Below are 22,752 nucleotides of genomic sequence, written 5' to 3'. Positions count from 1 at the left end.
CCTACCCCGCCGCCTCATCGTCGGTGTCCACGCGCCAGATGCGCTGCGGCCCGGTCGGGGACTCGAGCGTGCCCCACTCCCGCACATGGACCGTGTCGGGCAGCCGGTCCACTACGGCTTGGGTGAGGAAGATACCGCTGTCGGTCTCACCCGATTGGAGTTGAAACGCGAGGTTGACCGCGTCTCCCCACAGGTCGTAGGAGATCTGTCGCTGCCCGATGAGGCCGCTCGTTGCCGTTCCCGTGTCGATTCCCGCACGGAGCGACAGCTCCGCGCCGTATTTGCCGCCGATGCGATGGAGGATGCGCTCCAACTGCACCGCGAACTCGACCATCCGGCGAGCGTTGTCGACGCGCGGAACGATGAGCCCACAACTCGTGAGGTAACCGGACCGTGTGCTGCGCACGCGTTCGATGCCGAGCCTGTCGGCGGCCTCGTCGAAGGCCCGGAGGATCTCGTTGAGATTCTCGAGAGCGGCCTCCGACGACTTGCCTCTGCTGAACGCCTCGAAGCCGACGATATCGGCGAACATGACGGTCACCTCTTGGTGGTCGAGAGCGATCGTGTGCGCACCCTCCTTGTAGCGCTTGGCGAGTGCCTCCGGCATGAGCGAGAGGAGGAGGCGCTCATTCTCCTGTTGCTGTTCCTCAAGGAGCTGCGCCTTGACCTGAAGACTCTTGCTCATGTCGTTGAACGCCGCACCGACGTCCGCGAGTTCGTAACTCGTCCCGGCGTCGACCTGAACACCCGTCTCGCCCGCCGCGATCCGACGTGCGGCATCCCGCAGGCGACGCAGGGGTCGAACGATGGCCCCGGCGATCACGAGTGACAGCACGGAGACGAGCAGCACGATCACGGCGGAGGACAACACGAGGTTGCGAGTGAAGTCCTCAACGGGGGCGAGGGCCTCGTCACTCTCCAGCTCGGCGACGATGACCCAGTCCAACCCGGTGATATCGAGCGGCGCATAGGCGGCGATGGTTTCCCCGCCGAGATAACTCGCCGCGAGCGTTGTGCCGACTCCCCCGGCCGCCGCGGATGTCACGGCCTCCGTGCGGGCGGGCTGCAACAGGAGCGGACTCTGGGTCTCGACCGCCTGCCGAGCGACCTCCGGCGAGGTTCCCGCGGCGACGGACTCACGTTCAAACCGTGCTGGGTTTTCGGCGAGCACTCGCGACTGCGAGCGCATGAGTTGGTCGGTCGCCCCGACGATGTAGGTCTCGCCGGTTTCACCGAGACCTCCCTGCGACCAGTCGCCGCCACCGGTCATGACCGCGTCGATCTGACTGATCGGCATCTCGACGGCGAGCGCCCCCACGATTTCGCCGTCGATGGCGACAGGGGTGACCGCCCACGATGCCGGCTTGCCGAGCGATGGCGGGTATGGGGCAAAATCCGTCACAACGACGGAGTCGGCGACATTGCCCGTCATGGCCTGGGCGTAGGCCTGGGCGAGGTTCGTGCGTTGAAGCGGACCAGAGTCGAGGTTGCTCCCGAGGTCCACCCCTTTGAAGGCCGTATAGACGATGTTGCCGTTGGCGTCGATGAGCATGACGTCTTCGTAGCGGAAGATCTCGGTCATCCGTCGGAAGAAGTCGTGGTGCTCTGCGTGTGCGGCCGACCACGCGCTGCCGTCGCCTGCGTTGTTGACGGCGATGGCATCGCTAAACGACTCGTGGGGTGTCGTGTAGTTGTACACGAGATAGGCCTGTGCCGGGTCGGTTGGCGTGAAGGTGCTCGCATCGACGGGAGCACCGTTGACTTCGGCGAGCATCGTGCCGAACTGCTCGTCGAAGTAGGACTCGAGCGTGGCGCGCTCGCTCTCGGTCAGTTCGACAGTCTGGAGCTCCGCAAAGCCCGCGGAGAAGAGTTGCATCGCCTCGGCGACACTCTGCCCGCGCGCGTTGATGAGCAGGTTGTTCTGGATGGTCTCGTAGAGTGCGCCGATTTCGCGAGCTCGAGAATCCCGCACCTCGGTGAGGCGATCGAAGGCGGCCTCGCGCAGCGACTCCCTGCCGTTGACGAATCCGATGAACCCTACGACAACACTCGAGGTGATACTCACGAGCAGCAGCATGATGAGGAGCGCCGACCGGATGCTGAGGCCCGGGCGCAGCGGTGCCGCCACCGTGCCGTCCTGCGGCTGCGGCGGTGCTGGCGACTGCGGTGGTGCCTGCGTCATGACGCTCCGTGCGGTTCAGTGCTGTGTGGAGTTCACTTTAGCGATCCGACGGGCGCGAGCGACAGCACCGAACGCGGTCCTCGCGCAGGAAAAACGCCGGCGCCGACCTGGGGTAGTCGACGCCGGCGCGAGGGAAGTGCCCCGTCCCTCAGTCTCAGCCCTTCGTGGAGCCTGCCAGCAGTCCTCGCACGAAGTACCTCTGCAGCCCGAAGAAGACGATCAACGGGATGATGAGTGAGATGAATGCCGCGGCAGGAAGGCGTTCCTGGTTACGGCCGAAGTTGCCGACGAGTTCCGCGAGTCGCTGCGTGAGCGGCGCGACATCGACCGTGCCGCCCGAGAACACGAGGGCCACGAGCAGGTCGTTCCAGACCCAGAGGAACTGGAAGATCGCGATGCTCGCGATCGCGGGTGTGGCGAGCGGGATGATGATGCGGAAGAACACCTGGGTGTTGCTCGCGCCATCCATCTTCGCGGCCTCGATCACCTCGGAGGGTATCTCGGCGATGAAGTTGTGCAGCAGGAAGATACACAACGGCAGACCGAAGATCGTGTGCGCTATCCATACGGCCGGGAAGCTGCCCGAGATGCCGAGCACCTGCGAGAAGATCTGCAGGAGCGGGATGAGTGCCATCTGCAGCGGCACGATCTGCAGCGCGAAGATGAGCACAAAGATCGCCGCGCTCCCCTTGAACTTGATCCAGGCGAACGCGTAGGCGGCCATCGTTGCCAGCGCGATCGGGAACAGGGTCGCGGGGATCGCGACGACGAGCGAGTTGATGAAGTATGAACCAAGGTTGGCCGACGACGCACCCGAGGTGAACAGCACATCGCCGTAGTTCTCGAGGGTGAAGGCGGGGTTGGTGAAGATCGTCCACCAGCCGCTGCTGCGGATGTCATCCGCCGGACGGAACGACGAGACGAAGAGTCCGAACGTGGGGATGGTCCAGATGAAGGCGATGACGATCGCCGCGGCGGTGGCCCACCGCGACGTCAGTCGCTGCTTGACACGACTCGCCTTGCTCTGGGGCTGACCCTTTTGACCGATGGGCTCGTCGAGCTCCGCGACGGCCTCTGCATTGGCGTAGCTCATCGGATCTCCCTCTGCTTGCGCATGACTCTCACGTTGTAGATGACGATCGGCAGCACCATGATGAACAGCACGAGCGCGAGAGCGGAACCCTGCCCGTACTCGCCGCGGTTGAACGCTTGGGTGTACATCTCATTGGCGATGACGCTCGTGTCGTAGTTGCCGCCCGTCATGGTTCGGACGATGTCGAAGACCTTGAGGGTGGCAATGGAGATGGTCGTGACGACCACCACGAGGGTGGGGCGGATGCCCGGGATCGTGACGTTCACGAACTGCTGCCAGCCGTTGGCCCCATCGAGGCGAGAGGCCTCGATGATCTCCGTCGGAACACCCTTGATTGCTGCCGAGAGCAGCACCATGGCGAAACCGGTCTGGATCCAGATCATGACGATGATGAGGAAGAGCGTGTTCCACGGCGAGTTGATGAGGAACTGCTGCGGCTCACCGCCCACCCACACGATGATCTGGTTGAGGATTCCGATCTGCTCGAAGCCCTCGGCACGGTACTCGTAGACGAAGCGCCAAATGATGCCGGCACCGACGAACGAGATCGCCATCGGCATAAACACGAGCGCCTTGAGCACCTTCTCGCCTCGTGACCTGTCGATGAAGACGGCGTAGGCGAGGCCAATGGCCGTCGACAGCGTCGGGACGAGGGCAACCCACACGAGGGTGTTGATGAGGGTGGTGATGATCTGCGGCTGGGTGAACATCCAGACGAAGTTGTCGAGACCGATGAACTCACCCGTGCGATTGGTGAACGCGAGATACGCGGTCCTGACCGCGGGGTAGATGAGGCCGACGCCGAGGAGGATGAGAGCCGGGGCGACGAAGGCCACGAGCTGCAGGACATCCCTCCCGCGCTTTGGCGCCTTATCGACGAGGAAAAGAATGAGGCCGATCACGGCGGCGAACGCCGCGAGGCCGATGATCAGGATGCCGAACTTTTCCCAGAGACCGCCCCAAAAGTCACCGCGCGCGGCCATCGGGAGCGACACCGCATCGAGCGGGGACGACATCGTCATAGCAAACCTCCATTGGTTTGAAAGCGAAGACTATCGAGGGCTGGCCCACCGGGCAAGGAACCCGATGGGCCAGCTCCCTGGCGATGCGGATGGGTTAGGGGTAGGTGCTGTCGATGAAGGTCAGCACCTCATCGGTGTTGCGTGTTCCCACGATCCAGTCGACCATTCCGGTCCAGAACGAACTCGTGCCGACAGCGGCCGGCATGAGGTCGGAACCGTCGAAGCGGAAGACCGTGTCCTCACCCTGGAGGATCTCGATGGATGCCTTGCCGAGCTCAGAACCTGCGAGCTCCGGGTCGAGGCCCTTGTTGGCCGAGATCACGCCACCGAGGGCAACGCGGTTGTTGGCCCAGGTGTCGCTCGAGAGGTAGGTCTGGACTGCCGTCACGGCGTCCGACTCGGTGAACGCGGCCACGAACTCGCCACCACCGGTGACGGACTCGGGGTCGTCGGCGCTCATCTTCGGGGTGATGAAGGCCCAGACGTCACCGTCGGGTGCCACAACCGTACCCTCGGGCCACTGCGCCTCGTAGAACGAGGCCTGGTGGTGGAGCGAGCAGTTGCCGTCGAGGATGGGCAGGCCACCGTCGTTGAAGGTCGTCGAGACGATCGAGTCGACTCCACCGAAGCCACCGTTGACGTAGTCGGGGTTGAGGAGGATCTCCCCGGCCAGGTCGAAGGCCTCGCGAATCTCGGGCGAATCGAACTTGAGCTCACCGGCGACCCACTGGTCGTAGGCCTCGGGGCCCGCCGTGCGGAGCACGAGGTCCTCGATCCAGTCCGTTCCCGGCCACCCGGTCGCGTCACCGGAGCCGAATCCAACACACCACGGCTTGTAGGTGGCGGTGTTGTTGGCTGCCATGTCCTCGGTGAGAGCCATCAGGTCGTCCCACGTCTCGGGAACCTCGTAGCCGTTGGCCTCGAAGTCGGCCGGCGAGTACCAGACCCAGCCCTTGACGCTCGCCATGAGGGGAGCGGCGTAGAAGGTGCCGTCGACCGTGCCGTAGCCCTTCCAGCTCTCGGACCAGAACTCGTCGACGTTGTCCTCGACGGACTGCGCGGCCGGCACGACGTATCCGTCGGCGATGAGGCGCTGGAGGAGACCCGGCTGCGGCACGATCATGATGTCGGGAGCGTCGCCCGCCGCGGCACGCACGTTGATCTGCGTCTCGGCTTCTTGCGTTCCCACGTAGTCGATGGTGATGCCGGTGCACGCCTCGAAATCGGCCCAACTCTCGACGATCTGGTCGGCTTCGACATCGATGATGGTCGCGTAGATCTCGACCGACTCGTTCTCGAATGTGCCGTACTGCTCGTAGTCGGCGCAGTCCACGTCAGCCGATGGACCGGACCCGCCGCCGGCGCAACCGGCGAGAACGAGCGCGAAGGATGCTGCTGCTGCTGGAAGGATCCAGCGTCGGTGCAAGGTAGAACTCATTGTTCCTCCTCCTCATTGAGGCTTCTAGCCGGGCAGGACACCCGGGTGATGGCCGGTTCGGCCCCGCCGGAGCGGTCGGCCGTTCCGCAACACACGCTAAAGGAGGAAGCGAAACTGTGCAAGCGCTTGGCACAACCGTTTCCGAAATGTCATGCTCTGCCCCCGTTAGTGGGTATTTTGCCGGGGTCGTGAACATATGGGAGCGCTCTCCGCCTATGCAAGCGCTTGCATTCTCGCTGAGCACAGGTGATCCCGGCTCGTGAACGGCAGGTGGCACCGGAACGCGGGGTAGAGCGCCGCTAGGGCGCGAGGGGCGCTGAGCTTTAGAGTTGCACCGTGGCTGGGGGAGGCTGCATGACTGACAACACCTATCGAGTACTCGTGGTCGACGACGACCCGGATGTCGCGCTGTATGTGAGCACCGTGCTCGAGCGCCGCGGTCCCTTCGTCGTGCGCACCGCTGGCGATGCCTTCGCGGCCCTCGCTGCCGTCGAAGCGTTTGTGCCGCACGTCGTGGTCACCGATATCGAGATGCCCGGGATGACCGGGCTCGAGTTCATGGGCAAACTCAACGAGATCCGACCCGACGTCCCCGTTGTGGTTGTCACGGCGCACGTTTCCGTGGAGTACGCCGTCGGTGCGCTGCGGGCTCGAGCCGACGAGTTCCTGACCAAACCGATTAACTCGACAGCCCTCGTCGAGACGGTGCTGAGGTTGGCACGGACCGGCCGCGCGATGACGGATTCCGTCCCGCACCAGACCGTCCTGGCGATCGGAGCTCACCCCGACGATGTCGAGATTGGCGTTGGGGGCATCCTCTCCTCCCATCGCGCCGCTGGCGACTCCGTTGTCATCCTCACCCTGTCGCGCGGCGCCCAAGGTGGATCAGCCGACAACCGCCAGGCGGAATCCCTTCGCGCGGCAGAACTCCTCGGCGCGCGGCTGTTCCTCGAGGACTTCACCGACACGGAGATCACGAGCGCAGGCCCCACGGTCAAGGCCATCGAGCGAGTGGTGAACGAGGTCAACCCCACAACCGTTTACACCCACACCTCCCACGACCGGCACCAGGACCACCGGGCAGTACACGAGGCCTCCATCGTCGCGACGAGGACCATCGACACGGTCGCCTGCTATCAGAGCCCCTCCGCGACCGTCGACTTCCGCCCCACTCGATTCGTCTCCATCGATGGGTTCTCCGACAGCAAACTCGACCTTCTCGCGTGCTTCGCCTCGCAAGCAGAGATACGCGCATACCTCGAGCCCGATTTTGTGCTCGCCACGGCGCGATATTGGTCACGGTACGGGGGCGGGCGACTCGTCGAACCACTCGAGGTGATTCGCGAGACCTCTGATCTGTCCACCCCCGCACGCAGAAGAGTGGCCAACGCATGACTCGAGTTCTCGTAACGGGAGCGGGAGGCGCGGCGGGTGTCGCCGTCATCCGCTCGCTCATGAGCCGCGGCGGAGTGGAAGTCCTCGCTGCCGACATGGACGGCTGGGCCGCGGGCCTTTACCTCGTTCCCCCGCACCGACGCCGCATCGTGCAACCCGGCGCCGCTGATGACTTTGTCGACGGTGTGCTCTCGATCGTGCGCGACGACGCCATCGACGTCGTCTTCTCGACGGTCGATGTGGAGCTGCCGCCGCTCGCCGCCCGTCGAGCCGAACTCGCGCCAGCTACCCTCGCGGCCCCGTCCCTCGAGACGATCCAGACGTGCCTCGACAAGCTCGCGCTCGCGCGCGCATGCGCGAACACCGCTCGTGTGCCGGAGACGGAGCCGCTCACGGCGGAAGGTGTGTCGAGAGACTGGGAGTTCCCGGTCATCGTCAAACCGCGACGCGGGGCGGGAAGTCGCGGCGTGCGACTGATCGCCGACCGGGCAGAACTCGAGGCCATGGCCCACGACGACTCGATCATCATCCAGGCGAATCTGCCCGGCGAGGAGTACTCCGTCGACGTCATCGCCGTCGCCGGAGCCGTTATCGCCGCCGTGCCGCGCACCCGCACCCGCGTCGACTCCGGGGTCTCCATCGCGGGCCAAACGGTGCTCGACCCGGAACTGCAGGAGCAGGCCGCCCTCGTGGCCGCGGCAATCGGTCTCGACGGAGTCGCCAACATCCAGTTGCGCCGCGAAGCCTCAGGGAGACCGGCCCTGCTCGAGGTGAACCCGCGCTTCCCTGGTGCGCTTCCGCTCACCATCGCTGCGGGAGTCGACCTGCCATCGTTCGCTCTCGATCTCGCTCTCGGCCGCCCGTTGCCGGCACCCGACGACATCGTCATCCGGGAACTCGCGACCGTGCGCTTCCTCGAGGACATCGTTGTCGATCCAGCCGAGGTACTCCACTCCGACCACGCCGCCCACGGCGCGGAGGACGGATGACCGACAGCGACCTGACCGCCGCGATTCTGCGCGGCGATCATCACGTGCATTCCACGTTTTCGGATGACGCACGCAGCAGTCTGCGCGAGAACCTCGACGCCGCGGCCGCCCGTGGACTAGAGAGGATTCGACTCACCGAGCACGTTCGCCGGGACACACCGTGGGTCGCAGAGTTCGTGCGAGCGGCCAGGGCGGAGAGCACAGAGCCGGGCCTCACCGTGCTCACCGGGGTCGAAGCGAAACTGCTGAGTGTTGCCGGTGACATCGATGCGCCCGATGGTCTCGACGGAATCGACGGACTCGTGCTCGCCGACCACCAGTTCCCCGGGAGCGATGGCCCGTGGAGCCCGTCGCAGACCCGCGAGCGACTCGCGTCGGGCCTCGAGGCGGCGACCGCGCTCGACATGGTCATCGACGCATCCGTACTAGCCATGACCTCGTTCGACCACACACGGCGCGACCTGCAACTCGCTCACTGGTTTTCGATCCTGCCCAAGGTCGGGCTCGACGAGGACGACCTCACCGACGAGCACCTCGAGCGGTGGGCGGCAGCGGCCGCGGACTCCGGAACGATCGTCGAGGTCAACGAGAAATGGGCGTGCCCGGGGCCACGTGCCGTGCGGGCAGCGCTTGCCCACGGCGTGCGGATCGTGGCATCCACCGACTCCCACGTCGCCGAGGACGTTGGACGCTACGAGAGCGTCGGCCGCATTCTCGCCGAGGCGAGCGCATGACCGACGAGTGGCTCGGAATCGGTGCGTCGGTGCTCGAGTGGTTTCTCGTCGCGCTGGTGGCGACAGGGGCTGTCCCGATCGTCACGACACTCGTGCTCTTCATCGCCATCCCCTTCCACGCCGTGCGAAATCACTACCGCAAGGCCGCCCCCTACCTCCCGCGAGTCGCCGTCGTCATTCCCGCCTGGAACGAGGGTGCGGTCATCGGCGCGACCATCGACCGCCTCCTCGCGATCGACTACCCGGAATGGGCGCTTCGCATCTACGTCGTCGACGATGCGAGCACGGATCAGACGCCCGACGTTGTGCTCGACCGCGCCGCGAGGTACCCCGGCCGCGTGTTCCATCTGCGCAGGGAGAACGGCGGTCAGGGCAAGGCGCACACCATCAACCACGGGCTGCGCATCATCCTTGGCGACGACTGGATGCAGGCCCTCCTCATCACGGACGCCGACGTGATCTTTCTCCCGGACTCGCTCCGCAAAATGACGCGACATCTCGCCGACCCGGAGATCGGCGCAGTGAGCGCGTACATCCGCGAGGGAAGCCCGCACAAGAACTACCTCATGCGTTTCATCGGAATCGAGTACGTGCTCGCCCAAGCCGCCGCCCGACGCGCGCAGAACGTCTTCGGTGCTCAGGCGTGTTTGGCCGGAGGCGCCCAACTCCACTCGCGCACGAATCTCGAAGAACTCGGCGGACGCATCGACACGACGAGCCTCGCCGAGGACACCGTCATGACATTCGAAACCCAACTGAGCGGGCGACGGGTCGTCTTCGATCCGTACGCCATCGTGCTCGCTGAAGAGCCGGGAAGCGTCACCGCGCTATGGAAACAGAGGCTGCGCTGGGCGCGCGGAAACCTCCAGGTCACGGCGCGGTACCGCAGAGTCTGGTTCCACCCGCGACGCGGCCACGACCTCGGGACGCTCGCCTTCGGACTCGCGTGGTTCAGCATCTTCCTGCTGCCCGCGATCATGGTGGCGTCATCGGTCGGCTTGCTCGGCTTGCTCGCGCTCGGCAGCAACCTCGCGGTCGTCGCTTTCCAGGGCCTGTGGGGCCTCGCCACCGCGACATACTTCTACTCGATCGTGCTCGCGTTGCAGCTCGACCGGATGATCGCGCGACAAGCGTGGCTCGAGGCGATCCTCTTCCCGGGGATCCTCTCGATGCTCGTTATGATCACCGCATTTTTCCCCGGCCTCTTCGAAGACCTCTTGCCCGCGGCGCTCGGTGTCACTGCGAGCGAAGGAATCGTACTCGGCTGGACGATCTTCGCCTACAGCTGGATCTCCATCTCCATGATCTTCGCGTGGCTCATCAAACTCATCGACGGCACAAAAGCCGGCAAGGTACTCACGCCGCTGCTCACCTACATCATCGGCTACGGACCGATTCTGTGCGCGGTGACCGTCGACTCGTATATCAAGCAAGCACGGCGGGCGGAAGCGCGCTGGGACAAGACCGAGAAGGTTGGTCGGGTGACGGCATGACGGATGACATGACACGGGCGTTTCTCCGCGCGGAGCTCGAGACCGACCGGCGACACGAGCGGCGACTGCTGTGGAAAGCACTCATCGCCATCGCCGTCGTCGCGGCCCTCCTCGTCGCACGGGTTCTGTTCCTCTCATGACATACCGAGTGGTGATTGCCGACGACGACTCCGACATCCGTTCGCTCGTCGAAATCTCCGTACGTCGCGCGGGACTGGAGCCGGTCGCCGTCGTAGAGGACGGGGATGCTGCGCTGGCGAGCATCCTGCGCGAACAGCCGGACCTCGCCATCCTCGACATCGCGATGCCAGGACTCGACGGATTCCAGGTGTGCCAGGCGGTGCGCTCTGCCGCGCTACCAGCGGACGTGCGCATCGTGCTGCTATCGGCATCCGTCGACGACACTGACCGCACACGGAGCCTCGAGGCGGGTGCCGACTACTTCATGCCGAAGCCCTTCAGCCCGCAGGAACTGGTCGCCTGGCTCGCCGTGGGTAAGCAGGCACGATGAGCGAGTCCAACCTGCTCGCGCGGATCTCGGCTCGCGTATTCGATGAACCCAGTACGCCGGTCAAACAATCGGCAACGGTGCTGGGGGTCTTAGTCGCGATCGTCGCGACCATTGTTTTTCCCGACCTGAGGGTGACGCACGAGCTCTCCCTGTGGGTCTCGCTCATTCTCCTCGCCATCGCATCGATCCTCGCGGTGGTGTGGCGAGAGGATCATCGCTACCACGGCATTGTCATGATCGTTCCCGCGATCGACCTCCTGGCCATCGGGTTCTTCCGATCAGCCACTGGCGGACCGGGGTCATTGTTCTCCTCACTCATCATCCTTCCCGTCGTGTGGTTGGCCGCCGGCGAAGGGCGCCGCTTCATCGCCTACAGCGCCATCGGCACGTCGATCGCACTCTCGGTGTCGCCGCTCACCGGACAGGTACTCCCAACGTCGCCCTCGGAGTGGCTGCGGATGGTCTTCACCCCGGTCGTCTTCGCAACCGCCGCAGCCATCATCAACGAGCTCGCGCGACTCGGTCGTGCACAAGTCGCCTCGATCAAAAAACTGGCCGACGAGAAAGAGCGAATGCTCAGCGACACCGTCGAGTACGCCGTGCGACTGCAGGAGAGCGAGAACCGCTATCGCGCCGCCGATCGACTGTTCCGCGGGCTGTGGGGTGCTGTGACACAGCAGTCCGTGATCGGCACCGACACGGAAGGCCTCATCGATGCGTGGAATCCCGGCGCCACCGCGATGCTCGGAGTCGCGGCGTATGACGCGGAGGACCGGATGCACATCTTCGACTTCCACGTCGACGATGAACTCGAGGCCTACGCGAAGCAGCGCAACTACCCTCCCGGTGCGACGGTCCTCAACCCGGGCTTCTCCGCGCTCGTCGAAGAGGCTCGCCAGGGCAGTGCGGATGTGCGTCAGTGGACCTACGTGCGGGCCGACGGCAGCACCCTTCCGGTGTCGGTGTCGGTCACCCCGCGACTCGACGAGGCTGGCGACGTGGCGGGTTATCTCTTCGTCGCTGCCGACATCACCTCAGCCCTCGAGGCAGTGCGACTGAAGGACGAGTTTGTTGGACTGATTTCCCACGAGCTTCGCACCCCCCTCACGTCGATCCTGGGCTATCTGGAGCTGTTGCGGGAGGACGACGCTGCACGCAGCCCGGAGCAGCGTCAGTATCTCGACATCGTCGAGCGCAATGCGCACCGGCTGCTACGACTCGTCGGCGACCTGCTCTTTACGGCGCAGGTCGAGTCCGGCGAGCTCGCGCTGACGACCCGTCCCGTGGAACTCGCCGACATCGTCACAACGTCCGTGCAGTCGGCAGGGCCTGCGGCGTCGGACGCGGGTGTTGCGGTGAGCGTCGAGCTCCCGCCGACCAACCCCGTCGTGGATGGCGACCCCGTTCGCCTCGGCCAGGCGGTGGACAACCTGCTGTCCAACGCCATCAAGTTCACACCGCGAGGAGGGACGGTGCGGCTTGCGCTCGACCTACGCGATGACGAGGCGGTCATCACCGTCTCCGACACCGGGCTGGGCATCCCTGCCGACGAACTGGACCAGCTGTTTGCCCGGTTCTTCCGGGCCACGACGGCGACCAAAAACGCGGTGCCAGGCGTGGGGCTCGGTCTGACGATCACCCGGGCGATCGTCCAGGCCCACGGCGGCCGGGTCGACGTCGAGAGCGAAGAGGGAGTGGGAACGACCTTCACGGTCATCATCCCGCACGCACGTTGACGGGAGGGGGCCGCCGGGGCCGCCGCCTCGATCCCTCGGGTAAGGTTCGAGCACGGCGGCCCACGGCGATCACTGAGTTCAGCTGCATCGCGGTATGCACTCGTTGATGAGCCGCACGCCTCGGTGCACGCTAGCCAGAGGGTAAGACTGTCTAGTTTGCCGCGAGAGGGGGGAGCTCGCTCAGTACTGAACTCGCATTCGTGGGGGGCGAATGCTTGTGTCCCCCATTATGCCGACACGCTCACGTTCGATGCAAGCGCATAAACAACACTGGGCACCACCCTTTTCGGGGGTAGTGCCCAGTGTCTAGTAGAAAAGCCCCTGCGGGGCGTCGACTACTTGAGGGTGATGGTCGCGCCGGCCTCTTCCAGAGCGGCCTTGGCCTTCTCGGCGGTCTCCTTGTTGGCGCCCTCGAGCACCGTGCTGGGAGCGCCGTCAACGAGTGCCTTCGCCTCACCGAGACCGAGGCTCGTGAGGGTGCGCACCTCCTTGATGACCTGGATCTTCTTGTCACCGGCGGACTCGAGGACGACGTCGAACGAGTCCTTCTCCTCGACCTCTTCGGCCGCGCCACCGGCACCGCCGGCGGCGGGACCCGCAGCGGCAACCGCGACGGGGGCCGCAGCGGTGACCTCGAAGGTCTCCTCGAACTTCTTGACGAACTCACTGAGCTCGATGAGCGTGAGCTCCTTGAACGCCTCGATCAGCTCGTCGCTGGTCAGCTTTGCCATGATTTCTCCTTAGATGTACTGCTGATGTCGTGCCGGGCTAGTTACTGCCCGGACTCCTGCTTGGCACGCAGAGCGTCGGCGGCACGAGCGGCAGACGCGAGCGGTGCGTTGAACAAGTACGCTGCGCCGAATAGCGAAGCCTTGGCGGCGCCAGCGAACTTCGCGAGCAGCACCTCCCGGCTTTCCAGGTCGGCAAGCTTCTTGACCTCGTCGGCCGTGAGCGGGCTACCGTCGAAGTAGCCGTTCTTCACAACCAGAAGAGGGTTTGCCTTGGCAAAGTCACGCAGCTTCTTGGCAACGGTGACCGGGTCACCGTGCACGAAGGCGATCGCGGACGGGCCGGCGAGGGAATCGTCAAACGACGAGATCCCTGCAGCGTTCGCCGCGATCTTGGTCAGCGTGTTCTTCACCACGGCGTAGGTGGCGTCCTCACTGAGATCCTTGCGCAGGCTCTTGAGCTGCGCGACAGTGAGACCGCGGTACTCGGTCAGCAGAACGGCGGTCGAGTCGCGGAACTTGTCCGTGAGCTCGGCGACCGATGCTTCCTTGTTCGCCATGGTGCTCCTTCAATGGTGGGTTGCTTGGCCTCGACCACCGGAAACACAAAAGCTCCGGCTTCTGCAGGAGCACAGGAGCGCGGAGCTTGAACCGATTACTCGGAAAACTTCGATCACCTGCGCTGGAATTAGATCGTCACGCGAATTCACGCACAACGAAGACCTGCGGTCTTTGGCTCCGTACAGGCTACGGCACTGTCACGCCCGGCGCAAATGTCAGGCGGGCAGGATGACGCGGAAGCACGTCACGCCCGGCTTGCTTGTCACTTCGGTCCGCCCGCCGTGGGCGTCGACGATCGCCGCAACGATGGCAAGACCAAGTCCCGTGCTGCCGGTGGACCGGGCCCGCGACGAGTCACCTCGCACAAACCTCTCGAACACCGTGGGCAGGAGGTCCGGCTCGATTCCGGGGCCGGAGTCGCGCACCTCCAGTACGACTTCGGCGCCGGCATCCGTCGACCGCCTCGAGAGGGACGCCGTTACCGTGGTCCCCACCGGTGTGTGGACGCGGGCATTGGCGAGGAGGTTCGCCACAACTTGGTGCAGCCTCGCCGCATCACCCTCGACCGAGATCGGTCGCTTCGGAACAGCGAGCACCCACTCGTGGTCTGGGCCAGCGGCCCTCGCGTCGCTCACCGCGTCCACAACGACACGAGTGAGGTCAACGGGATGGCGCTCGATCGATGCACCCTCGTCGAGTCTCGCGAGCATCAGGAGGTCCTCGACGAGCCCCGTCATGCGCACCGACTCCGACTCGACTCGCCCGAGGGAGTGAACGATGTCGTCCGGCAGTGTGTGACCGCTGCGCCGCGTGAGTTCCGCATAACCACGGATCGACGAGAGCGGTGTGCGCAATTCGTGGCTCGCGTCGGCGACAAACGTGCGCAGCTTGTTTTCGCTCGACTGGCGCGCGGCAAGCGCCGACGAGACATGGTCGAGCATGACGTTGAGCGCGGCACCCACCTTGCCCACCTCGGTGCCCGGGTCAGCGTCGGCCGGATCGACCCGCACGGCGAGCGCCACCTCCCCGCGATCGAGGGGGAGCCTCGCCACACGCGCGGCCGTGTCCGCCACCCGTTCCAGCGGGCGCAACGCAAGCCGGACGGTGATCGCCCCCGCCCCGACGGCGAGCGCGACACCGATGGCACCGATCGCCGCAATCGACCACCCCAGTTGGGCTATCGTCGTCTCCACCTCGGCGAGGGGCAGACCGACGAGCAGCGTCTCTGACGTGTCCCGCGGGGCATCCACCGCGACCCGGTATCGGCCGAGATCGCCGAGGTCGACCGTGCGAGGGATGCCGTCGACGGGAAGTCCCACGAGGCCGGTGAGCTGGGCATCCGGAACCCTGACGAGTTCGCCCTCTTCGGAGATGACCGCGGCGTTGTAGAGCACACCACCACTCACGATCGCCGCGAGTGTGCCTTCGCGCTGACCGGGGATGCCCAGCAGCTGGGTCGCGGGAGGTGGCGTCGCTCCATCGCCGCCACCGGGGTCGTACGCCCCGACGGTGCGATCCGTGGCAGCGAGGAGTTGAGAGTCGAGCCGGCCGACCAGGAAGGCCTGCAGCGCGAACACACTCAGCACACCGATGACGATCGTCACGGCGGCGAGAAGCCCTGCGATTCCGATGACGAGGGTGCGCCGCAGGGTGACGGGGCGACGAGGGGTCACGGCGCCGGCTTCAGCACGTAGCCGAATCCCCGCACCGTGTGGATCATGGGTGCCCCCAGCGAGTCGACCTTCTTGCGGAGGTAGGAGATGTAGATCTCGACGACACTCGAGCGCCCGCCGAAGTCGTAACTCCACACCCGATCCAGGATCTGCGCCTTGCTGAGCACACGCCTCGGATTGCGCATGAGGAAACGAAGGAGCTCGAACTCGGTGGCCGTGAGCTCGATGAGCACTCCCCCGCGGTGCACCTCGTAACTGTCCTCGTCGAGCACGAGGTCACCGACCTGCAGGCGCGAATCGCCGGGGGTCGAGATGGCCAGTGCCGAACGCCGGATGAGGCCGCGCAGGCGTGCGACCACCTCCTCCAGGCTGAAGGGCTTGGTCACATAGTCGTCACCACCCACGGTGAGCCCGGCAACCCTGTCGTCCACGGAGTCCTTCGCGGTGAGGAAGAGGATGGGGGTCTCGATTCCGTCAGCACGAAGTCTCGAGAGAACGGTGAGCCCGTCGATGTCGGGGAGCATGATGTCGAGGACGATGACGTCGGGACGGAACTCACGCACGGTGCTCAGCGCGTGCTGGCCGTCGGACGCGTGCCGCACGTCCCAGCCCTCATACCGCAACGCCATCGAGAGAAGGTCGGTGAGGGACTCCTCGTCGTCGACAACCACCGCGCGGATCGGTTTGCCGTCAGCCCGAGTGATACGGGGCGCAGCCGCGAGGGTCGAGCGAGGAGTGGAGTCGGTCATGGTTCCAGTATTGGCACCTTGCTATGAGTCGACTGAGAGGGAGATTGCCGCAACCTGAACGTGCGGCATCCATAGCTCTCTCATAGCTTCGCCTTGGCCAGCGCATAGTCGCCCTTCATACCGTCGCGTCGACCCGTTACCGCCACCATCGGCGACCGACCCAAGGAGGACCATGTTCGGCACCTACCTCGTGAGAGAACTCACCCATCGTCGAAAGCAGACGATCATCATCGCCCTCGGCATGGCACTGGCCATCGCCCTCGTCATCGTTGTCAACTCCGTCGCCGCCGGCGTTCGTAACGCTCAGGCGAGTGTGCTCGAGACCGTCTACGGAGTCGGCACGGATGTCACGGTGACCGGCACCGTCGAAGCCCCAACCGAAGGCGAGGAACCCGGGATGGGCGGGCCGCGCTTCGAGTTTGAGCTCGGGGCGGGAGACACGTCTGACGGGACAACCTCCCTCAACCAGTCACGGCTCATGGCGACCCCCGGTACCCCCACGCTCGACGAATCGACCCTCGGCACCGTCCTCACGGTCGAGGGAGTCGAAGCTGCGACGGCGACCCTATCGCTCTCGAATACGACCTTCAGCGGAGAACTGCCCGACATGTCCAGCGCCCAATCGGGCGATGTCACGGGCCCGCCGCCCGGAGGATTCGACGGCGCAGGGGGTAGTGCGTTCGACGTTGACGCATTCAGCGTGGAAGGCATTGACCCTGAAGGAGCCGCTGTTGGTCCCCTGACCGCCGTGTCTCTCACCGACGGTCGAACGTTCGAATCGGGCGACTCTGGCAGCACTATCGCGATCCTCGACAGCGCTTACGCCACCACGGAAGGCCTCGAGGTGGGGTCGACCATCACCATCGCAGACGAGACTTTTGAGGTCGTCGGCATCGTGTCGTCCACCTCGTCCGACGCTCAGACCGCCTCGAACGTCTACATCCCGCTCGACACCGCTCAAGACCTCGCCGGCCTGGACGGGCAGGTGAGTTCGATCTACGTTCAGGCCTCGTCATCCGACGCCATCAGCCAGGTGCAGAGCGACCTCGAGGATGCCCTCCCCGATGCCACGGTGAGCACCCAAGCCGACCTCGCCTCCAGCGTCTCGGGCTCGCTGTCGACCGCGTCGAGCCTCGTCTCCAGCCTCGGAACGTGGCTGTCGGTGATCGTGCTCGCCGCAGCGTTCCTCATCGCCATCCTTTTCACGATCTCGGGGGTCACTCGCCGCACGCGCGAGTTCGGCACCCTCAAGGCGATCGGGTGGAGCAATGGCCGGATCGTCGGCCAGGTCGCGGGTGAGTCGATCGTGCAGGGACTCATCGGTGGTGTGATCGGTGTCGCCGTCGGCCTCGTCGGCATCCTCATCGTCAACCTCATCGGCCCGACCCTGAGCGGCAGCGCCGCGAGCACCAGTGCGGGACCGGGCGGCTTCCCGGGAGGCGGGCCAGGGGGCGGGATGCCCGGCAGCTTCGGCGAGCAGACCGCGGCCGCAACAACCGACGTTGTGCTGCAGGCCCCCATCACCGTCGCCGTCATCCTCATCGCGGTCGGGCTCGCAGTGCTCGGCGGTCTTCTCGCCGGTGCCATCGGCGGATGGCGCGCCTCGAGGTTGCGCCCGGCCGAAGCCCTCCGCAGCGTCGCCTGACCCACCGAGACCGAAAGAAGGACGTCATGTACACACTCACCAACGTCACCAAAAAGTACGAGCAAGGTAAGCGCACCGTCACCGCACTCAACGATGTGACCCTCGAGATCCCGACCGGACAACTCGTCGCCATCCAGGGCCCCACCGGCGGCGGCAAGTCGACGCTGCTGCAACTCCTCGGTGCACTCGAGCGACCGAGCAAGGGCTCCGTGGGCCTCAGCGGCGACGAGATCTCGAGCATGCCCGACACGAAGCTCACGGGCATTCGGGCAAAGCAGATCGGGTTCGTGTTCCAGGGATTCAACCTGATCCCGACCCTCACCGCGCAGGAGAACGTCGAGACGGCACTGGAGCCCCTACGGGTTGGGGCTGCACAGAGGCGCGCCCGCGCGGCGGAGGCGCTGGCATCCGTCGGTCTCGGCGATCGCGGCAGCCACCGACCGTCCGAGCTGTCGGGCGGTCAGCAACAGCGCGTCGCGATCGCGCGAGCTCTCGTCAAGAAGCCCGAAGTGCTCCTCGCGGACGAACCGACGGGCAACCTCGACGAGGAGACCCGCGACGAGATTATGGATCTGCTCGAGGGCCTGTGGCGCGATCAGGGGCTCACGCTCATCGTCGTGACGCACGACTCAGCCGTCGCTCGCCGGGCGCAGCGGCGACTCCACATCAAGCAGGGCAAGGTAACCGAGAAGAACTGAGCACAGACAGACAAGGGCCCCGCGATCGCTCGCGGGGCCCTCGTCGTGTGAGTGTCGTTATGCCGCGCGACGGCGCAGCACGAGCGCGGTGCCGCCCGCGAGCAGGAGCGCGATCGCTCCTGCGGCGATGCCGAACGGCAGCTCCGAGCCGGTCGCGGCGAGCTGCGGCTTGGCGGGCGTCACGGGAGCGACGGTTGCACCCTCCGCGGTGAGCGGGATGGGCGAATTGATGCGCAGTCCGTCGCCGTAGTACGGCAGGGTCCCGATGTCGGTGGGGGTTGCCGTACCCAGGTCAGCTCCGGCGGCGAACGTGACGAGGTGGTACTCCTCCTCAGCGTTGACACCGGCGACGATCCACAGGCCTCCCGCAGCATCGAAGTCGACACCCTCGGTGAACCCGGAGCTTTCGAAGTAGTCGATCAGACCTTCCAGCGGGATCGGCAGTCCGATCGTGCCGCCCTCGAAGTCGACCGCGGTGTAGTTCGGGTAGCCTTCGAGCTCGAAGAAGAGGTGCGTGACGCCTGCGGCGTTGGTCGCAAGGCCCGTGTACCCACCGCTCTCAAGGTCCGGCAGCTCGAGGAGCACGGTCGAGGCTCCCGTGGCCGGGTCGACTTCGATGATCGCCCAGTCGTCTCCGCCATCGAGCTCTGCGAGAGTGATCACGGTGCAATCGGCCAGGGTGTCGAGTTCGACCAGGTCGGTGATGTAGGCCTGTCCGTCGATGGTGAGCTCAACCGGACCGCTCAGAATGGCGCCGGTCGTGTGATCCCACGTCGCGATGGCGGAGTAGTCACCCTCGACGTCCTCGTAGTCCGCGAAGCCCACCGCGTACCCGACCTCGTTGCAGACCTCCGAGCCGGTGACGTACGGGAACTGCTCAAGCGTGTCCTCACCGAGGAGCGCGAGCGCGGCATCCGTCTTGGAGACGCTGGAGAAGCCCCCGAAGTCGGAGCCCACTGGGCTGTACGACCAGCTAAAGAGACCGTCGGTGTGACCGATGGCGGCGGACGGGAGCAGGGCGAGCGACGCGGCTGCGGCGACAGCCGTACCGGTAACAACGAGGGAGCGCTTCATGGATATCCTCACGTGACTGTAGTGGAGTGATTGCGGTGCAGGTCAGGCGGCGCGACGGCGCAGCACGAGCGCAGTGCCGCCCGCGAGCAGGAGCGCGATCGCTCCCGCGGCGATGCCGAACGGCAGCTCCGAGCCCGTCGCGGCGAGCTGCGGCTTGGCGGGCGTCACGGGAGCGACGGCTGCACCCTCCGCAGTGAGCGGGATGGGCGAACTGATCTGAAGGCCATCGCCGTAGTACGGGAGGATTCCAATGTCGGTCACGATTGCGGTGCCGAGGTCAGCTCCTGCGGCGTAGGACACGAGGTGGTACTCCTCCTCGGCGTTGACACCGGTGACGAGCCACAGGCCCCCAGCCGCATCAAAATCGACGCCCTGCGTGAAGCCGCTGCTCTCGAAGTAGTCGCTCAGGCCCTGCAGTGCGACGGGGTCACTGAGAGTGCCAGCCTCGAAGTCCACCGCGGCGTAGTAGGGCAGGCCGTCGAGATCGAAGAAGATGTGCGTTGCGCCTGCGGCGTTGGTTGCAAGGCCGGTGAACTCAGACCACTCGACGACCTCGTAGTCGGGGAGCTCGAGGACCACCGTTGTGTCACCGGTCGCGGGGTCGATCTCCGCGATGCCCCAGAAGCTCGCGCCGGGCTCGTCTCCGCCGTAGACGTGAACGATCGAGATGACCGTGCAGTCGGCGAGCGTGTCGAGCTCCACCACGTCGTCAACGTACGACATCACCTCGGTCTGAAGGTCCAACAGCACGGGGCCAGAAAGGATCGCGCCTGTGCTGTGATCCCACGTCGCTACGGCCGGGAAGTCGACCTCCGAGTTCTCCTCTACGAAGCCGACGGCGTAGCCCACCTCGTCGCAGACCTCCATACCGGAGACCTCGTCAATGATGGGGAGCGTGTTCTCGCCGAGGAGGGCGAGCGCGGCATCCGTCTTCGACGCCGTCGAGAATCCGCCAGCGTCGGAACCAACTGGGCTGTACGACCACGTGAAGAGGTGATCGGTGTGGGCGGTGGCCGCTGCCGGGAGCAGGGCAAGGGATGCGGCTGCGGCGACGGCCGTGCCGGCGATAACAATGGAGCGCTTCATGGATTACCTCACGTGTGGCGCGGAAAATGAACCACGGTCAACCCATGGTTTTCCCAGGTTAGCGTGAGATCGCTTCACACGCCAAGTGACTACAGGGTGGCGGCGCGCGGATCCCACTCGTCGGGAAGCGGTGGTTGCACCTCTACCGTGCTCGTCACCGGCACAAACTCGCCGCGCTCCGCGGCCTCCGTGATCGAGACCAGCACGTCGAGCACATGGAAGGCGAGCTCACCGGATGCCCGCTCCGGAACGTCAGCACGAATGGCCCTCGCGAGGTCGACAACACCGGTGCCGCGCCCCGTGTCACTCTCGACGACGATTGTCTCCGGCTCTGCGGCATCCCCCCACACCGTCAACTCGCCATCGAACATGTTCGGATCGGGGAAGACCACGGTTCCCTCGGTTCCCGCGATCTCCACAAAACCGGCGCGCGCGAGGTGCGACTGGAAGCTGAAGACACACTGCGCCGAGGCTCCGCCCTCGAACTCGAGCATGGCGCTCACGTGGGTCGGCACCTCCACGGCGAAGGTCTCACCCGCGCGCGGGCCGGACGCGATGGTGCGCCGCTCTCGGGACATCGACGCGGTTGCGGCCACACGACCCACCGGACCGAGGTTCTGCACAAGCGTCGTGACGTAGTACGGACCCATGTCGAAGAGCGGCCCGGCACCCTTCGCGTAGAGGAAGTCGGGGTTCGGGTGCCACGCCTCGGGGCCGGGCACCTGGAAGAGCGTGAGGGCTGTAAGCGGCGTGCCGATCCTGCCGTCGGCGATCAGTCGGCGACCAGCCTGAAGGCCCGCGCCGAGGAACGTGTCCGGGGCGGTCGCCACACGAAGTCCGCGTCGCTGCGCATCGGCGAGCAGCTCTGCGCCGCTCTCGCGATCGAGGGCGATGGGCTTCTCCGTCCACACGTTTTTGCCCGCCTCGAGGGCTTGCCGTGCCACGGCCACGTGCACGGCGGGGATCGTCAGGTTCACGACGATCTCGATGTCCGGCTGAGCGAGGAGCTCCTCCGTCGTGCCGAATGCAGGAACGCCGTAGGCCTCAGCCTGGGCTTCCGCGCGTGCAGTGTCGAGGTCGGCGATAAAGAGCACACGCACGTCAGGGAACGTCGTGAGGTTGTCGAGGTACTGGGTGCTGATGACTCCGGCACCGATGATGCCGACGCCGACGGGGCCGGTGCCCGTCACAGACTTTCGCCGTTCGCAATGAGGAAGGCCACTGAGTCGGCGAGCGCGTCGAACACGTCGCCAGCGAAATCGTCGAGCTCGACCACGCGGGTCGCGGAGGGTGCAGCAGCGAGGATGTCGAGCACGGGCATCCGGCCGCTGCCCACGGCCACCTGCTTGGTGTTGTCGCGGGAGATGTCGCCGTCCTTGACGTGGATGAAACGGACGCGATCGCCCTGACGCTCGAGGAGGCCGACGGGGTCGACGCCACCGACGGCGCTCCAGTAGGTGTCGATCTCGAGGATGACGGAAGGGTCGAGGTTGTCGGCGAACGCTTCGAGGGCGTTCGTGCCGTCGACAGCGGACGCCAGCTCCCACCAGTGGTTGTGGTACCCCACCGTGAGGTCGAGGTCCGCGGCGATCGCCGCGATGCCGTTCAGTTCGTCGGCGATAGCGACCACGTCATCCGACTTCTCCCACCGGCTCGCCTCGACCATGGGGTCGATGACGGTGCGGATGCCGAGGCTCTTCGCTGCCTCGAAGACAGGCACAACGTCCTTGCCGAGGAGCGACGCGTGAGCCGACGATGGCGTGAGCCCGGACGCCGAGAGTGCGGACTTGTACTGCGCCGCGCGGTCGACGAAGTCGTACAGTTCCACAGACCGGAACCCGATCTCCGCGAGTCGTGTGAACGCCGCGTCGGCGTCCGCGGTCACGGCGTCACGCACGGTGTAGAGCTGCACGGACAGGGGTGGTGTGGACATGGGGCTCCTCGG

Annotated in this window: 21 protein-coding genes; 9 read left to right on the top strand and 12 right to left on the bottom strand. The window is 65.6% G+C overall.

The annotated features are described in order from the left end of the window. Nucleotide 1: 1 nt before the first annotated feature. From LH407_RS09520 to LH407_RS09505, 4 genes are all read right to left on the bottom strand, one after another. Nucleotides 2-2,182, bottom strand: coding sequence for an adenylate/guanylate cyclase domain-containing protein (locus tag LH407_RS09520; protein ID WP_322134227.1), 2,181 nt, complete (start codon nucleotides 2,180-2,182; stop codon nucleotides 2-4). Nucleotides 2,183-2,336: 154 nt separating this feature from the next. Continuing rightward, a complete protein-coding gene (locus LH407_RS09515; protein WP_322134228.1) occupies nucleotides 2,337-3,275 on the bottom strand; it encodes a carbohydrate ABC transporter permease in 939 nt (312 codons plus the stop codon). Next, nucleotides 3,272-4,258, bottom strand: coding sequence for a carbohydrate ABC transporter permease (locus LH407_RS09510; protein WP_322134947.1), 987 nt, complete (start codon nucleotides 4,256-4,258; stop codon nucleotides 3,272-3,274). The genes LH407_RS09515 and LH407_RS09510 overlap by 4 nt, the downstream gene beginning before the upstream one ends. A gap of 133 nt (nucleotides 4,259-4,391) precedes the next feature. Then, entirely contained in the window at nucleotides 4,392-5,735 is a 1,344-nt protein-coding gene (locus tag LH407_RS09505; RefSeq protein ID WP_322134229.1) for an ABC transporter substrate-binding protein, read from the bottom strand. Nucleotides 5,736-6,089: 354 nt separating this feature from the next. Here LH407_RS09505 and LH407_RS09500 point away from each other — a divergent pair, with 354 nt between their 5' ends. Genes LH407_RS09500 through LH407_RS09470 form a run of 7 tightly spaced genes read left to right on the top strand, consistent with a single transcriptional unit; the run spans nucleotide 6,090 to nucleotide 12,593 of the window. Further along, the gene (locus LH407_RS09500) at nucleotides 6,090-7,130 is read left to right on the top strand and encodes a response regulator (protein ID WP_322134230.1); all 1,041 of its coding nucleotides are present in this window, start codon (nucleotides 6,090-6,092) and stop codon (nucleotides 7,128-7,130) included. Continuing rightward, entirely contained in the window at nucleotides 7,127-8,119 is a 993-nt protein-coding gene (locus tag LH407_RS09495) for an ATP-grasp domain-containing protein (RefSeq protein WP_322134231.1), read from the top strand. Before LH407_RS09500 ends, LH407_RS09495 begins: the two co-directional genes overlap by 4 nt. Continuing rightward, on the top strand, nucleotides 8,116-8,853 hold the full coding sequence (locus LH407_RS09490; protein ID WP_322134232.1) for a PHP domain-containing protein: 738 nt from the start codon (nucleotides 8,116-8,118) through the stop codon (nucleotides 8,851-8,853). Before LH407_RS09495 ends, LH407_RS09490 begins: the two co-directional genes overlap by 4 nt. Then, complete coding sequence (locus LH407_RS09485) at nucleotides 8,850-10,346, top strand: glycosyltransferase (protein ID WP_322134233.1); 1,497 nt, start codon at nucleotides 8,850-8,852, stop codon at nucleotides 10,344-10,346. Before LH407_RS09490 ends, LH407_RS09485 begins: the two co-directional genes overlap by 4 nt. Next, nucleotides 10,343-10,486 carry a hypothetical protein gene (locus LH407_RS09480; protein WP_322134234.1) on the top strand — a complete coding sequence of 48 codons (144 nt, stop codon included), beginning with the start codon at nucleotides 10,343-10,345 and terminating at the stop codon, nucleotides 10,484-10,486. Before LH407_RS09485 ends, LH407_RS09480 begins: the two co-directional genes overlap by 4 nt. Further along, nucleotides 10,483-10,857, top strand: a complete 375-nt coding sequence (locus LH407_RS09475) for a response regulator transcription factor (RefSeq protein WP_322134235.1) — start codon at nucleotides 10,483-10,485, stop codon at nucleotides 10,855-10,857. Before LH407_RS09480 ends, LH407_RS09475 begins: the two co-directional genes overlap by 4 nt. After that, entirely contained in the window at nucleotides 10,854-12,593 is a 1,740-nt protein-coding gene (locus tag LH407_RS09470; protein WP_322134236.1) for a sensor histidine kinase, read from the top strand. Before LH407_RS09475 ends, LH407_RS09470 begins: the two co-directional genes overlap by 4 nt. Before the next feature lie 335 nt (nucleotides 12,594-12,928). Here the strand turns inward: LH407_RS09470 and rplL are convergent, their stop codons facing one another. The 4 genes from rplL to LH407_RS09450 form a co-directional block, all read right to left on the bottom strand. Further along, nucleotides 12,929-13,324 (bottom strand): 50S ribosomal protein L7/L12, encoded by a 396-nt coding sequence (gene rplL, locus LH407_RS09465; RefSeq protein WP_322134237.1) that lies wholly within the window; start codon nucleotides 13,322-13,324, stop codon nucleotides 12,929-12,931. 41 nt (nucleotides 13,325-13,365) lie between these two features. After that, the gene (gene rplJ, locus LH407_RS09460) at nucleotides 13,366-13,881 is read right to left on the bottom strand and encodes a 50S ribosomal protein L10 (protein WP_322134238.1); all 516 of its coding nucleotides are present in this window, start codon (nucleotides 13,879-13,881) and stop codon (nucleotides 13,366-13,368) included. 216 nt (nucleotides 13,882-14,097) lie between these two features. Next, nucleotides 14,098-15,555, bottom strand: a complete 1,458-nt coding sequence (locus tag LH407_RS09455) for a sensor histidine kinase (RefSeq protein ID WP_322134239.1) — start codon at nucleotides 15,553-15,555, stop codon at nucleotides 14,098-14,100. Beyond that, nucleotides 15,552-16,304: a response regulator transcription factor gene (locus LH407_RS09450; RefSeq protein WP_322134240.1), complete on the bottom strand. Its 753-nt coding sequence runs from the start codon at nucleotides 16,302-16,304 to the stop codon at nucleotides 15,552-15,554. Before LH407_RS09450 ends, LH407_RS09455 begins: the two co-directional genes overlap by 4 nt. Nucleotides 16,305-16,476: 172 nt before the next feature. Here LH407_RS09450 and LH407_RS09445 point away from each other — a divergent pair, with 172 nt between their 5' ends. Together LH407_RS09445 and LH407_RS09440 are read left to right on the top strand one after the other, a co-directional pair. After that, a complete protein-coding gene (locus LH407_RS09445) occupies nucleotides 16,477-17,949 on the top strand; it encodes an ABC transporter permease (protein WP_322134241.1) in 1,473 nt (490 codons plus the stop codon). 26 nt (nucleotides 17,950-17,975) lie between these two features. After that, nucleotides 17,976-18,647 (top strand): ABC transporter ATP-binding protein, encoded by a 672-nt coding sequence (locus LH407_RS09440; protein ID WP_322134242.1) that lies wholly within the window; start codon nucleotides 17,976-17,978, stop codon nucleotides 18,645-18,647. Nucleotides 18,648-18,704: 57 nt separating this feature from the next. On the opposite strand, the gene LH407_RS09435 is transcribed toward LH407_RS09440, so the two are convergent. From LH407_RS09435 to LH407_RS09420, 4 genes are all read right to left on the bottom strand, one after another. Further along, complete coding sequence (locus LH407_RS09435) at nucleotides 18,705-19,721, bottom strand: hypothetical protein (protein ID WP_322134243.1); 1,017 nt, start codon at nucleotides 19,719-19,721, stop codon at nucleotides 18,705-18,707. A gap of 42 nt (nucleotides 19,722-19,763) precedes the next feature. Continuing rightward, a complete protein-coding gene (locus LH407_RS09430) occupies nucleotides 19,764-20,807 on the bottom strand; it encodes a hypothetical protein (RefSeq protein ID WP_322134244.1) in 1,044 nt (347 codons plus the stop codon). Between the two features lie 89 nt (nucleotides 20,808-20,896). Next, nucleotides 20,897-21,997, bottom strand: coding sequence for a Gfo/Idh/MocA family protein (locus LH407_RS09425; RefSeq protein ID WP_322134245.1), 1,101 nt, complete (start codon nucleotides 21,995-21,997; stop codon nucleotides 20,897-20,899). Further along, nucleotides 21,994-22,740 (bottom strand): sugar phosphate isomerase/epimerase family protein, encoded by a 747-nt coding sequence (locus LH407_RS09420; protein WP_322134246.1) that lies wholly within the window; start codon nucleotides 22,738-22,740, stop codon nucleotides 21,994-21,996. Before LH407_RS09420 ends, LH407_RS09425 begins: the two co-directional genes overlap by 4 nt. Between the last annotated feature and the right edge of the window lie 12 nt (nucleotides 22,741-22,752).

Origin of the sequence: Antiquaquibacter oligotrophicus, from assembly GCF_020535405.1 — a bacterium.
GTDB classification, from domain to species: domain Bacteria; phylum Actinomycetota; class Actinomycetes; order Actinomycetales; family Microbacteriaceae; genus Rhodoglobus; species Rhodoglobus oligotrophicus.
Note: the sequence above shows the minus strand (reverse complement) of the source record. Positions and strands in the feature narration are given on the sequence as shown.